Source organism: Actinoplanes sp. NPDC019969, from assembly GCF_055562375.1.
On sequence record NZ_JBVHFK010000001.1, the window covers coordinates 1 to 12776 of the forward strand.

Sequence of the window (12776 nt, forward strand, 5' to 3'; positions counted from 1 at the left end):
CGTCGGCGAACGTCTTGACCAGGTCTTTCAGTACATCAGGGCTCGCCGATTCCAAATGCGCGCCCAGCAAACCGGCAAGGTCCAAACTCTGTGGTACGGCCATCGCAGGTCTCCCCTTCGTGATCTAGACAATCCGAAGGATCTGCGGTGGCCGCCTCTTTCGTCCTGGGAAGTCCAGTTCATACACCACTTCGGTGGACGTGACCACCTCAGCTGGCTCTCACGGCTGTCTCAACCGACTTGAGACAGCCGTGAGAGCCAGCCGCACAAGATCCGCCTTGGCCGGGCCATACCCTGCGGTGACGGCTTGGGAGCCAGTGAGGGTGCTGGTGACGGCGGAGAAGCCAGCAGCGACGAGGAAGCCAGAAGGGCCGGGTCAGGTGCGGGTGCGGCGGCGGTAGCCGTTCTTGTGGTCCCAGGACTCGATGACCAAGTGGTCGGCGGGAGTGCCGACGTAGGTCAGGGCGACCTCGGCGATGTCGATGCGGAAGAACCCGGCATCGACGTGCGGGGTGTCGGCCGGGAGTGGGATCGCGATCGCGCGGCCGGACAGCTTGGCGTCGCCCGGGCCGCTTGAGGGGTCGTCGGCGGGTGGCTCCAAGGTGGGGCTGTGCATCGCGATGCGCGGGTCGCGGCGCAGGTCACGGAGCTTCACCGAACCGGGCATCATGCCGAGGGTGAGGTCGCCGTCGACGAACTGGGCCTCGGATGCGCTGATCCGTGGTGAACCGTCGCTGCGCAACGTAGCGATGGTTTTGTTGGTGCCGGCCTCGAAGAGGGCCCGCACCCGTGCGGCGAATTCCGGGGCGTCTTTCTCGATCTCTTCCCAACGTGCCATGCCCGCGAGGCTAGACCGGGGGTATGACAGAAACGCCGGGCCGGAGACTTGACCAGGAGCCCGGGCCGGTGGACGGTCTGAGGCGATGCGGATCCGTGAATTGCACGAGCGGCTGCCCCCGGCGCTGCGTGAGGCGGTCGACGAGTTCGGCCGTCATCTCGCGGTGGTGGAGGGGCGGTCGGAGCACACCGTCCGGGCGTACGTCGGGGATGTGGTCTCCCTGCTCGACCATGCGGCGCACGAAGGGCGGACCACCCTCGCCGACTTGGACATCACCGTCCTCCGCGGGTGGCTCGCCGCCCGGATGGGAGCGGGTTCCGCGCGAGCCTCGCAGGCCCGGCGCGCGGCGGCGGTCCGGGTGTTCACCGGGTGGGCGCACCGCACCGGGCGCTCACCGGACGATGCGGGCGCCCAGCTGGCCAGCCCGCGCGCGCATCGCCCCCTGCCGACCGTGTTGCGCGCCGACCAGGCGGCGGCTCTGATGAGCCCGGCCGTCCCGGGCCAGGCGACATCCGGCAACGCCCCGGAGGCCGGCGAGGCGGAAGAAATCACAAAGCGGACCGACACAACGGCACCAAGCACGCAGAAAGGCGGTGCGGGAGGACCGGGGGACCCTGTCGCGATCAGGGATCGGGCGGTGCTGGAGATGTTGTACGCGACCGGCGTACGCGTCAGTGAGCTCTGCCAGCTCGACCGTGCCGACGTCGACCACGCCCGGCAGGTGATCCGGGTGTTCGGCAAGGGCGCCAAGGAACGTGCCGTCCCGTTCGGGCTGCCGGCGCGACGCGCCCTCGACGACTGGCTGCGCCTGGGCCGCCCGGCCATGCTCTCCCGGGCTAGCCGGGACGCCCTGTTCCTCGGCGTGAAGGGTGGCCGTCTCCAGCAGACGGTGGTCCGGCGGATCGTGGCGGACGCGGCCCGGGCGGCCGGCCTGCCGCACACCGGCCCGCACGATCTGCGGCACTCGGCCGCGACCCATCTGCTCGACGGCGGGGCGGATCTGCGGGCGGTGCAGGAGCTGCTGGGGCACAGTTCGCTGGCGAGCACCCAGATCTACACGCACGTGTCGACCGAGCGGCTGCGTGCGGCGTTCAAACAGGCGCATCCACGGGCCTGACATCGTACGATCCACACCATGACCGCCCCGGTGAAGCCGCAACCGATCCCGGGAGCCCGTCTCCTGTTCTCCCTCGACCCGGCCGTGTCCTATCTGAACCACGGCTCGTTCGGCGCCCTGCCGATCAGCGTGCAGCGCGCGCAGCAGCGGCTCCGGGACGAGGTCGAGGCGAATCCGCTGCGGTTCTACGGCACCGGGCTGATCGACCGGATCGTCCACACCCGACGGCATCTGGCCACCTTCCTGGGCGCGGACCCGGACGGCAGCGCCCTGGTGCCGAACACGACGTCGGCGGTGTCGCTGATCCTCCAGTCGGTGCGGCTCGGCCCGTCCGACGAGGTGCTGCTGACCGATCACGCCTACGGCGCGGTGACGATGGCGGTGCGCCGCCAGTGCCGGCGGACCGGGGCGACGGCGCGGACGGTGGCGATCCCGCTGGGGTTGCCGGCGGCGGAGGTGGTGGCCCGGGTCCGGGCGGCGTTGCGGCCGGGCCGGACCAGGCTGCTGGTCGTCGATCAGCTGTCGTCGGCGACGGCGTCGCTCTTTCCGGTACGGGAGATCGCCGCCGCCGCCCGGGAGCAGGACGTCCCGGTCCTGGTGGACGCCGCGCACGTGCCGGGGATGCTGCCGGTCGACGTGTCCGCGATCGGCGCCGACTTCTGGGTGGGGAATCTGCACAAGTGGGGCTGGGCGCCGCGCGGCACGGCACTGCTGCACGTGGCGGCTCCGTGGCGCCGCCGGATCGACCCGCTGGTGGTCTCCTGGGAGCAGGAGGAGGGTTACCCGCTGTCGGTGGAGTTCCAGGGGACCATCGACTACACGTCGTGGCTGGCCGCCCCGGCCGGGGTCTTCACGTTGCGGACGCTGGGCGCGGAGGCGGTCCGGGAGCACAACGCGACGCTGGCCGCGTACGGCCAGAGGGTTGTCGGTGAGGCCCTCGGCCTCGCGCCCCGGGACCTGCCGCAGCCCGGCGGGCCGGGGGTGGCGATGCGGGTGGTTCCGTTGCCGGCGGGTCTCGCGACGACCGGGCCCGAGGCGTACGACCTGCGGCTGCACATCGCCGACAAGCTGGCGACCGAGGTGGCGCTGAACGCGTGGGGCGGCCGGGGGCTGCTGCGGCTGAGCGCGCAGGTCTACAACCGGCCGGAGGAGTACGACAGGTTCGCGGAACGGCTGCCCGCACTACTGAACGCCTACCGGGGATAGCGGCAGGAGGCGGACCCGGCGTGGGCCGAGCAGCTGGAGCGGATCGAGGTAGACGTCGCCGCGCCGCAGCCCCCAGTGCAGGCAGGCCGCCACGGGACAGCCGGGGTGGCCGGCCTCGAGGGCGCCGATCGGGTCTCCGGCGACAACCGTGTCACCGGCCGCGACGGAGGCGGTGACCGGCTCGTAGGTGGTCCGCAGCCCACCGGCGTGCGTGACGCTGACCACGCCCCGCCCGGCGAGCCGTTGGGCGTAGACGACGACGCCCGTCCCGGCGGACCGCACGATCGTGCCGGGCGGCGCGCCCAGGTCGACCCCGCGGTGCCCGGACAGCCACGGCTGGGGTGGCGGCTGGAACGGCCGGGCCACGCTCGGGGGCTGCACGGGCCAGTGGTACAGCAGCAGCAAGGTCAGGAACGCGGTGGGGGCGGGCATGCCGGGAAGCGTGCCCGCCGGACGACCGGCCCGCGACCGGCCCTGTGGACGACGGCCGGCTGTGGAGAGCCGTTACCCGCCGAAGCCGGCGTCGTCCGGCAGCGAGATGTCGGGTTTCTCCAGCTCTTCGACGTTCACGTCCTTGAACGTCATCACCCGCACGTTCTTCACGAAGCGGGCCGGACGGTACATGTCCCAGACCCAGGCGTCGTGCATCTCGACCTCGAAATACACCTCGCCGTCGGAGTTGCGCACGTGCAGGTCGACCTGGTTGGCCAGGTAGAACCGGCGCTCGGTCTCCACCACGTAGGAGAACTGGCGGACGATGTCGCGGTACTCCCGGTAGAGCTGCAGCTCCATCTCGGTCTCGTACTTCTCGAGATCCTCTGCGCTCATCGTGTCTCGCCCTCCATGGCCTTATCTTCCCCCACCGACGGCGACGGCTGAGGCTGCTCGCCCGACGCCACGCCGACGGTACCCTCAGCGGTCCCCGGAATCAGCAGCGGCTCGGTAACGGATACATCGTCGAACAAAGACGGCGCCGCCGCGGAGACGGGACGCCGGGCCCGCGGCGGCCGGTTGCCCCGCCCGGAGGCGGCGGCCACGTTCACATACGAGAAGCGGTGCTCGGGGCACGGGCCGTGCGCGGCCAGCGCCGTGCTGTGCTCCTCGGTGATGTAACCCTTGTGCACGGCGAAACCGTAGTCCGGGAAACGGTCGTGCAACTCGATCATGAGACGGTCCCGGGTCACCTTCGCCAGGACGCTGGCGGCGGCGACGCAGGCGGAGACCCGGTCGCCCTTCCACACCGCGAGGCCGGGGACGCCCAGGCCGTCGACCGGGAAACCGTCGGTCAGCACGTAATCCGGGCGGACGGTGAGCGAGGCCAGCGCGCGGCGCATGGCCGCGAGATTGCACACGTGCAGACCGCGGGCGTCGACCTCGGCCGGCGGGATGATCATGACCGACCAGGCCAGGGCCCGCGCGACGACCTGCTCGTAGACCCGCTCCCGGGCGGCGGCGGTCAGCAGCTTGGAATCGGCCAGGCCGGGGATCTCGCCGCGCTTGCCCTCGGGCAGGATCGCGGCAGCCGCGACGAGCGGGCCGGCACAGGCGCCACGGCCGGCCTCGTCGGCCCCGGCCACATGCCGGAAGCCCCGGCGCTGGAGCGCCTGCTCCAGCGCGTAGAGCCCGGCCTCCCGCCGGACCACGGTGCGTGGTGGGGCGAGCATTACCGCGACCCCTCCGGGACGGCGTCGACGGTCACCTGCCGCAGCAGGACCGCCAGGTCACGGGGGAAGATCTCCTCGCGGCTCGCCTCGAGCTCGGCCGCCGACCACCATCGGTGCTCGGTGATGGTCAGCCGCTCCTGCTCGTCCATGCCTGCCGTGTCGACCTGCCAGTCGGCCACCCGGAGCAGGAAGAAATCCTGCTCCTGCCGATAGTCGCGCCCGTCGAAGGAGAACTCGGCGACCTCGTGCCGGACCGGCTCGCCCAGGTCGCCCGGCCGGACCTGCAGGCCGGTCTCCTCCAGCAGCTCGCGGGCGGCGGCGCCGGCCGGCGTCTCGCCCGGCTCCAGGCCGCCGCCAGGGGTGAACCACCAGCGCAGCCCGGGGCGCGCCGGGTCGCCACCGTGCAGCAGCAGCACACGCCCGGCCAGATCGACCAGGAGCACCCGGCCGGCCTGACGGTCAATCACCTCGGTCACGAGACCAAGCCTATTGCGCCGACGTCACTTGCCCGAGTCGGGGATCGCGTCGAACTCGTCCGGCACGGACAGCCAGGTGGCCCGGCCGGCCGGCCAGAAGATGGTGAACGCGCGCCCCACGACCGAGTCGATCGGGATGGTCGCCTCGGCGATCTTGCCGTCCTCGCCGGTGCCGGTGGTGTCGCCGTAGTGCTGCAGCGAGTCGCCGGACGCCTCCCGGTGGTCGCCCATCACCCAGAGCCGCCCCTCCGGGACGACGATGTCGAAGTTCTGGCTGGCGACCTGGTTGCGGGTGCCGTCGGCCTCGGTGTAGATGTACGGCTCGTCGAGCGGCACACCGTTGATCTTGAGGCGCTGCTGCTCGTCGCAGCACACCACGTTGTCACCGGGCTGGCCGATGATGCGCTTGATGAAGTCCTCGCCGTCCGCGCCGGAGGACCAGGACTGCGGGGCCTTGAAGACGATGATCTCGCCACGGCGCGGCTCACGGAAGTCGTAGACGAGCTTGTTGACCAGCACCCGGTCCCAGCGCTCCAGGGTGTGCTCCATGGACTGCGACGGGATGTAGAAGGTCTGCAGGACGAAGGCCCGGACCAGGACGGCGACGAGAATCGCCACGCCCAGGAGGATGGGTAGCTCGCGCCAGAAGGATCCCTTGCGCTTTTCGGTCTGCTCGTCAATCACGCTCGGAGCCTACGTCGTCGAGTCACGAACGACATGCCGGAACGCGCGGATAAAACCACACCGAGCAGCAAGGGGAAAATCTCCGCCGCGGAGGCCGGGCGTGGTTCCCGTGCCTTCACCGGATGCGACGCGGCCGCCGCGGGGTACTGCTCGGCGAACTGCCGCCACACGTCGGGCACGTCCAGACTGGTGAAATGCTCGCTCGGCCAGACCACCACGAAGGCGCGGCCGATGATGTTCTCGATCGGGACCGGACCCTGGCAGCGGGCGTCCTGCGACACGTTGCGGTGGTCGCCCATCACGAACATCTGCCCGTCCGGCACGGTCACCTCGGCGAACCGGCGGCTGCCGCACTGGCCGGCGGCCGGCTGCAGGTTGAGATCGGAGTTGAACCCCTCGGCGATGTACGGCTCGTCGATGCCGACCCCGTTGACGGTAATCCGACCCTGGGCGTCGCAGCAGGCGACCTTGTCACCCGGAAGGCCGATCACCCGTTTGATGAAGTCGCGCTCGCCGGGGCGGCTGACCCCGACCAGGTCGCCGACGGTCCGGCCGAGCTTGGCGAGGAAGGTGTTGCTGACCGCCTCGGTCGTCTCGGGCGCCCAGTTGTCGGTGCCGCGGAACACCACGATCTCGCCGCGCAACGGGTCGCGCATGTCGTAGACGACCTTGTTGACCAGCACCCGGTCCTTGATCTCCAAGGTGCTCTGCATCGACCCGGAGGGGATGTAGAAGGCCTGGACCAGGAAGGTCCGGATCAACACGGCCAGGCAGAACGCCACGATCAGCAACAACGGAAGCTCTTGCCAGAGCGGCATCTCCTTCCGCCGCATCACGGACCGCCGCCGTCTCGCCGGCCGATAGCCTTCCATCGGATCCACGCTTCGCATCTCCCGCCGCCGACCGGCCCCGGATACAGCACTACCGCCCGAGTTTCCCGGCTAGGGGAAGTTACGAGCGGTAGGGCTGGAAAGGTTCACCTACAGCGCGCCGGGTGGCAGGCGCAAGCGTAGTTCGCCCGCGCCTGTTTCCGGCACACCGCGTGGATCAGACGGTCTGCTTCTCCCGAAGCTCCTTGATCTTCGCCTTCTTGCCACGCAGCTCACGCAGGTAGTAGAGCTTGGCACGGCGCACGTCACCGCGGGTGATGACCTCGATCTTGTCGATCGCCGGGCTGTTGAACGGGTAGGTCCGCTCCACACCGACGCCGAAGCTGATCTTGCGGACCTTGAAGGTCTCGCGCAGGCCACTGCCCTGGCGGCCGATCACGACGCCCTGGAAGACCTGGACACGGGAACGGTTACCTTCGACGACCCGGGCGTGCACCTTGAGGGTGTCACCGGCGCGGAAGGCCGGAATGTCGGTGCGCACCGACTGGGCGTCAAGAGCGTCCAGCGTGTTCATCGCTGCATCCTCGTACTAGAGCGCACCGGGAGTTCGATGCGCGGGTGGGTGATCCTGACCCGCCGTGGATCCGGCGGGTCCTCGTCCCGGGTCTGCGGCGCAGGACCGAGACGGCAACCTCCCTACTCTGCCACACGCGGAGCGGGGAGCTGTAATCCGGCCTCGGCGAGCGCCTTCCGGTCCTTCTTGTCGAGGTTCTCGACCGGATACGCCGCGTACATGTCCGGGCGGCGCTCCGCCGTACGCATCAGGCTCTGGTCCCGGCGCCACCGCGCGATCCTGCCGTGGTCGCCGGAGCGCAGCACGTCCGGCACCTCCCGGCCGCGCCACGACTGCGGCTTGGTGTAGACCGGCGCCTCCAGCAGGCCGGCCGCGTGCGACTCCTCGGTCAGCGAGTCGGCGTTGCCGAGCACCCCGGGCAGCAGCCGGGTGACCGCCTCCATGATCACGATGACCGCGACCTCGCCGCCGAACAGCACGTAGTCACCGAGCGAGACCTCACGCACCGGCATCCGCGCCGCCGCGTCGTCGATCACCCGCTGGTCGATGCCCTCGTAACGGCCACAGGCGAAGATCAGGTGGTCCAGGTCGGCGAGAAGGTGCGCGTCGGCCTGGGTGAAAGGTTTCCCGACCGGTGAGGGTACGACCAGGGTCGCGCCCGGCGACGCCACCGCGTCCAGCGCCTGCCCCCAGGGCTCGGGCCGCATCACCATGCCGGGACCGCCGCCGTACGGGGTGTCGTCCACCGTCCGATGCACGTCGGATGTCCAGGTCCGTAGATCGTGCACGCTGAGATCGAGGGTCCCGGTGGTCCGCGCCTTGCCGATCAGTGACAGCTCGAGCGGCGCGAAGTAGTCCGGGAAGATCGAGATGATGTCGACCCTCACAGGAGAACCGTCACAGGTCGAGAAGGCCTTCCGGGAGGTCGACGACGATCCGGCCGCCACGCAGGTCCACGGTCGGGACGATCGCGGTGACGAACGGGATCAGGGCGGTGCCGCCGCCCTTCTTGTCCAGCACGATCAGGTCCGAGGCGGGCGCGTGCTCGATCCGTTGCACGGTGCCGTGCTCGGTGCCGTCGGCCGATTCCACCCGCAGCCCGACGAGCTGGTGGTCGTGGAACTCCTCGGGGTCCTCCGGCGGCGCCAGCCCGGCGCTGTCCACCTGGAGGAACACGCCCTTCAACGCCTCGGCGACGTTGCGGTCGTGGATGCCCTCGAACACGGCGATGCCGCGGCCCTGATGCCAGCGGATCGACTCGAGGACGAGTTGTTTCGGAACCTCGTAACGAGCACCGGAAGCGGGAGCGCCCGCCGGGCCGGCGCTCACCCGGCGGTCCCTGGGGACCTCCGTGATGAACACCGACCCGGCGGTGAAGCGATCCTCGGGCTCGTCGGTCCGCACGACCACCGAGACCTCGCCCCGGATGCCGTGCGGTTTACCGATCTGGCCGACGACGAGCAGCATCGTTCAGTACGCGTCGACGATGTCGACCCGGATGCCACGACCGCCGATCGACCCGATCACCTGACGCAGGGCCTTGGCCGTCCGCCCGCCACGCCCGATGACCGTTCCCAGGTCCTCGGGGTGCACGCGGACCTCGAGCCGCTTGCCGCGGCGCGAGTCGACCAGACGAACCCGGACGTCGTCCGGGTTGTCCACGATGCCCTTGACGAGGTGCTCCAGCGCGGGCCGGAGCGCCCCGTCAGTTCGCGTCGGCGCCGGCACCGGCCGGGTCCTGTGCAGTCTCGGCGACGGCTTCGCGGTTCGGCTCGGCCGGGTCGGCGGCCTTGGTCTCGGCCGGCTTGGCCTCGGCGGCCTCCGGAGCGGCAGCCTTCTTGCTCTGCTTGCTCTGGGTGGCCGGCTTGGTGTCGGCGAGACCGGCGGCAGCCTTGGCCTCGGCCTCGTACACCTCGGCCTTGTTCTGCTTGGCCGGAGCGACCAGCAGCGGCGCCGGAGCCGGCAGGCCCTTGAACTTCTGCCAGTCGCCGGTCTTCTCCAGGATGCGCTGCACCGGCTCGGACGGCTGGGCGCCGACGGAGAGCCAGTACTGAACGCGCTCGGACTTCACCTCGATGACCGAGGGGTGTTCCTTCGGCTGGTAGATGCCGATGTACTCGATGGCGCGGCCGTCACGCTTGGTGCGCGAGTCGGCGACGACGATGCGGTACTGCGGGTTGCGGATCTTGCCCATCCGCAGGAGCCGGATCTTAACGGCCACGGTGTATTCGCTCCTGATGACTGCGTGGTTGAGCCGACCGGAACCCACGTGGGGATTGCGGGACCGATGGTTCGTGGACTGGCGTTGCGATCAGGGGTTAGAGGGCGCCTGTCGCATGCCGGATACCAACAACTCATTCTGCCAGACGACCGGGCATGACCGGCAATCGGCCCCGGGGTGAGCCGTCGGTCACCCGAGTGTGTTGATTCCGGCCGCTATTCGCGCCCGAAATCAACACGCGGTCAGGGGCGGGCGACGACCGGCCGGTCCCAGCCCGGCGGGAGCTCGGTGGGCGCCGACCAGGACGGGTCCGGCCGAAAATCGGTCCAGGTGCCGTCGAAGGGGAACTCCCCCGCCTCGATCCTCTTGATCACGCGGCGGCCCTCGTCCCACACCGCCTGCTCGTCCGGCACCCAGTACAGCTCGGGGTGGGCCAGGCGCTCGGCGAACTCGTCCTCGTCCTTCCACTCCCAGCTGCCGTCGGCGCGGCCGACGATGTCGAGGTCCTGGTCGGTCACGTCGATCCCGGCGACGTCACCGTCGTCCCAGCGGACCGCCGACTCCTCCAGGTTGACGTAGTACTCCTTGAACGAGCCGTCGTCGTGGCGGAAGAACCAGACCGAATGGTTCTCACCGGGCGGGAAGAACCGCAGCACGCCCGGGCCACGCCACCGGATCATCCGCGGCTCCCGCTCGGCCGCCATCCACTCCGGGAACGCGAAATCCCGTGCGGAGCGCCCGTCGAGCGTCGCCTCGCTGGCGATCACCGAACCGCGGGCCACCCAGATGAGCAGCCCACGGTCGTCGTCGGAGACCACCCGGCCCGGATGCACGAAAGCGATCCGGCCGAGGTGGGTGTCCCGGTGCAGAATCAACCGGCCCGGCGCGAAAACCATGCTCAGTAGGAGCGGCCCAGGTAGGCGATCAGGTCGCTCTCCTCGTCCGACTCCGGCATCGAACCGTCCGGACGGGTGAGACAGCGGACCGTGACGGCCTTGCCGTTCGCCTCCTTCTCACCGGCCTCGCCGACCGCCGACCACGGCACCCGGGCCCAGCCGGTCTGCGACGCCTCGATCGCCTCGCCGAGGGTCTTCACGTCGACGGTGCGCTCCTCGCGGAACGCCAGCGCGTCGTCGTACATGCTCTGCTGGTCGGCCTTGAGCGCGGCGACCACCGCGTTCGCGACCTCGGCCAGGGCGATCGGCGACTTGGTGCCGTCGATCCGGCGGGCCACCACGGCGTTGCCGTTCGCCAGATCACGCGGGCCGACCTCGATCCGGATCGGGATGCCCTGCAGCTCCGCGTCCACCGCGCGACGGCCGAACGGGATGTCCGCGCGGTCGTCGAGCTTCACCCGTACACCGGAAGCCTTGAGATCGTCACGCAGCTTCGCCGCCGCCTCGGCGACGCCCTCGCCCGCCTTGACCACCATGATCTGGGCCTGCACCGGCGCCAGGCGCGGCGGAAGCCGCAGGCCGTTGTCGTCGCCGTGCACCATGATCAGGCCGCCGAGCATCCGGGTCGACGTGCCCCAGGACGTGGTCCAGGCGTGCTCGACGGTGCGCTCGGCCGACGAGTAGGTGATGTCGAAGGCCTTCGCGAAGTTCTGGCCCAGCTCGTGCGAGGTGCCCATCTGCAGCGCTTTGCCGTCGCGCATCATCGCCTCGACGGTCATCGTGTTGGTCGCGCCGGCGAACCGCTCACCCTTGGTCTTGCGGCCCGGCACCACCGGGATCGCCAGCATCTCCGTCATGAACGCCTCGTAGACGTTCTTGTGGATGTCGCGGGCGTGATCCCGGGCGTCCTGCTCGGTGGCGTGCGCGGTGTGACCCTCCTGCCAGAGGAACTCGGTGGTGCGCAGGAAGGTCCGCGGGCGCAGCTCCCACCGGACCACGTTGGCCCACTGGTTCAGCAGCAGGGGGAGATCACGGTACGAGTCGACCCACTTGGCCATGAACTCGCCGATCACCGTCTCGCTGGTGGGACGGACCACCAGCGGCTCGGCGAGCTCCTTGCCACCGGCGTGGGTGACCACGGCGAGCTCCGGCGAGAAGCCCTCCACGTGGTCGGCCTCGCGGCGCAGGTAGTTCTCCGGGATGAAGAGCGGGAAGTACGCGTTCTGAACGCCCTGCTCCTTGATCCGGGCGTCCATGTCGGCCTGCATGCGCTCCCAGATGGCGTAGCCGACCGGCCGGATCACCATCGTCCCGCGCACCGGGCCGTTGTCGGCGAGCTGCGCCTTGGCGATGAGGTCCTGGTACCAGCGGGGGAAGTCCTCCGCACGGGGAGTGAGCACGCGAGCCATGACCCAGCATCCTAGTCGCGGCTCCCGCGCGACCGGCCGGGTGGGCATCCCGTGTCCCTCAACGGAGAAGGACGGGGTGACGAATGGATTTCGATGGCTTCTACCGGGACACCTCCCGGCGGCTGCTCCGGTACGCGTACGGGCTGACCGGGGATCCCGCCGAACCACCGCTGCCGCCGGTCGGCGCCCCGTCCGAGGACGTCGTGCTGCTGGTCCGGGCCAGGCGTGACCTGCCGGTCAGCCACCGCCGGGCACTCGCCCTGCACTACCTGCTGGACCGGTCGGTCGCCGACATCGCCACCGAGACCGGAGTCGCGCCCGGCACCGTCAAATCGTGGCTGTCCCGCGGCCGGGCCGTACACGTCACGGATCTGGCCGGAAGCGGCTCCCGGCCGGCCCACACCGTCCGGGACGGCCGGGAGCCGGGCGACCTCCAACCGTGCGGCGCCCACCGGCTCTGCGTGGCCGAATTCGATCGGTGGGCGGGCGAGACGCACGTCGTCACCGTGGACACCGGCACCGGCGAGGTGCTCGAGGACACCGTGACAGCGACCCGCACCGCCGGGCGACTGCACGGCAGCGGCGGCCGGGTGATCGTCGGCGACTCCGGGACGACAGCGGTCCGGAACGAGGAGAGCCGGATCGTCCACAGCGGCGCGGGCGTGGGCCGCTGGATCGACGACCGTGACGTGCTGTGGCGGTCCGGTCCGGCGATCTCCGTCGTCTCGGCGGTGGACGGCACGCGGACCGAACTCGGCGTCCTGCCGGCGGAACCCACCGGCGACTGCACCTGGACCGCCGAACTCCTGGCCTGCTCGACCGGCTCGGCGCTACGACTCCGGCGCTTCACCCGCTGACCCG

The 12776-nt window shown here is 70.4% G+C and carries 17 protein-coding genes; 3 read left to right on the plus strand and 14 right to left on the minus strand.

What is annotated here, in order from left to right:
• Positions 1–376 precede the first annotated feature (376 nt).
• Positions 377–838: a pyridoxamine 5'-phosphate oxidase family protein gene (locus tag ACZ3II_RS00005; protein WP_465515395.1), complete on the minus strand. Its 462-nt coding sequence runs from the start codon at positions 836–838 to the stop codon at positions 377–379.
• A gap of 85 nt (positions 839–923) precedes the next feature.
• Between ACZ3II_RS00005 and ACZ3II_RS00010 the strand changes: the two genes are divergently transcribed.
• Positions 924–1955 carry a tyrosine recombinase XerC gene (locus ACZ3II_RS00010; RefSeq protein WP_465515396.1) on the plus strand — a complete coding sequence of 344 codons (1032 nt, stop codon included), beginning with the start codon at positions 924–926 and terminating at the stop codon, positions 1953–1955.
• Positions 1956–1973: 18 nt separating this feature from the next.
• Positions 1974–3161: an aminotransferase class V-fold PLP-dependent enzyme gene (locus ACZ3II_RS00015; RefSeq protein ID WP_465515397.1), complete on the plus strand. Its 1188-nt coding sequence runs from the start codon at positions 1974–1976 to the stop codon at positions 3159–3161.
• On the opposite strand, the gene ACZ3II_RS00020 is transcribed toward ACZ3II_RS00015, so the two are convergent.
• From ACZ3II_RS00020 to proS, 13 genes are all read right to left on the minus strand, one after another.
• Positions 3138–3593 (minus strand): M23 family metallopeptidase, encoded by a 456-nt coding sequence (locus tag ACZ3II_RS00020; protein ID WP_465515398.1) that lies wholly within the window; start codon positions 3591–3593, stop codon positions 3138–3140. The genes ACZ3II_RS00015 and ACZ3II_RS00020 overlap by 24 nt on opposite strands.
• 72 nt (positions 3594–3665) lie before the next feature.
• A complete protein-coding gene (locus tag ACZ3II_RS00025; RefSeq protein WP_014447123.1) occupies positions 3666–3989 on the minus strand; it encodes a DUF2469 domain-containing protein in 324 nt (107 codons plus the stop codon).
• Entirely contained in the window at positions 3986–4825 is an 840-nt protein-coding gene (locus ACZ3II_RS00030) for a ribonuclease HII (protein WP_465515399.1), read from the minus strand. The genes ACZ3II_RS00025 and ACZ3II_RS00030 overlap by 4 nt, the downstream gene beginning before the upstream one ends.
• Positions 4825–5301 (minus strand): NUDIX hydrolase, encoded by a 477-nt coding sequence (locus ACZ3II_RS00035; protein ID WP_465515400.1) that lies wholly within the window; start codon positions 5299–5301, stop codon positions 4825–4827. Before ACZ3II_RS00035 ends, ACZ3II_RS00030 begins: the two co-directional genes overlap by 1 nt.
• Positions 5302–5325: 24 nt before the next feature.
• Positions 5326–5985 carry a signal peptidase I gene (gene lepB, locus ACZ3II_RS00040; protein ID WP_465515401.1) on the minus strand — a complete coding sequence of 220 codons (660 nt, stop codon included), beginning with the start codon at positions 5983–5985 and terminating at the stop codon, positions 5326–5328.
• On the minus strand, positions 5982–6875 hold the full coding sequence (lepB, locus tag ACZ3II_RS00045) for a signal peptidase I (protein WP_465515402.1): 894 nt from the start codon (positions 6873–6875) through the stop codon (positions 5982–5984). Before lepB (ACZ3II_RS00045) ends, lepB (ACZ3II_RS00040) begins: the two co-directional genes overlap by 4 nt.
• Positions 6876–7032: 157 nt before the next feature.
• On the minus strand, positions 7033–7389 hold the full coding sequence (gene rplS / locus ACZ3II_RS00050) for a 50S ribosomal protein L19 (protein WP_465515403.1): 357 nt from the start codon (positions 7387–7389) through the stop codon (positions 7033–7035).
• A 122-nt stretch (positions 7390–7511) separates the two neighbouring features.
• Positions 7512–8276 (minus strand): tRNA (guanosine(37)-N1)-methyltransferase TrmD, encoded by a 765-nt coding sequence (gene trmD, locus ACZ3II_RS00055; protein ID WP_465515404.1) that lies wholly within the window; start codon positions 8274–8276, stop codon positions 7512–7514.
• Between the two features lie 10 nt (positions 8277–8286).
• Positions 8287–8853 carry a ribosome maturation factor RimM gene (gene rimM / locus ACZ3II_RS00060; protein WP_465516566.1) on the minus strand — a complete coding sequence of 189 codons (567 nt, stop codon included), beginning with the start codon at positions 8851–8853 and terminating at the stop codon, positions 8287–8289.
• A gap of 6 nt (positions 8854–8859) precedes the next feature.
• On the minus strand, positions 8860–9117 hold the full coding sequence (locus ACZ3II_RS00065; RefSeq protein WP_023561857.1) for an RNA-binding protein: 258 nt from the start codon (positions 9115–9117) through the stop codon (positions 8860–8862).
• A complete protein-coding gene (gene rpsP / locus ACZ3II_RS00070; RefSeq protein ID WP_465515405.1) occupies positions 9095–9610 on the minus strand; it encodes a 30S ribosomal protein S16 in 516 nt (171 codons plus the stop codon). Before rpsP ends, ACZ3II_RS00065 begins: the two co-directional genes overlap by 23 nt.
• A gap of 242 nt (positions 9611–9852) precedes the next feature.
• Positions 9853–10506 carry a DUF402 domain-containing protein gene (locus ACZ3II_RS00075; RefSeq protein WP_465515406.1) on the minus strand — a complete coding sequence of 218 codons (654 nt, stop codon included), beginning with the start codon at positions 10504–10506 and terminating at the stop codon, positions 9853–9855.
• A 2-nt stretch (positions 10507–10508) separates the two neighbouring features.
• Positions 10509–11915, minus strand: a complete 1407-nt coding sequence (proS, locus tag ACZ3II_RS00080; RefSeq protein WP_465515407.1) for a proline--tRNA ligase — start codon at positions 11913–11915, stop codon at positions 10509–10511.
• 83 nt (positions 11916–11998) lie between these two features.
• Between proS and ACZ3II_RS00085 the strand changes: the two genes are divergently transcribed.
• Positions 11999–12772: a sigma factor-like helix-turn-helix DNA-binding protein gene (locus ACZ3II_RS00085; RefSeq protein ID WP_465515408.1), complete on the plus strand. Its 774-nt coding sequence runs from the start codon at positions 11999–12001 to the stop codon at positions 12770–12772.
• The last annotated feature ends 4 nt before the right edge of the window (positions 12773–12776 follow it).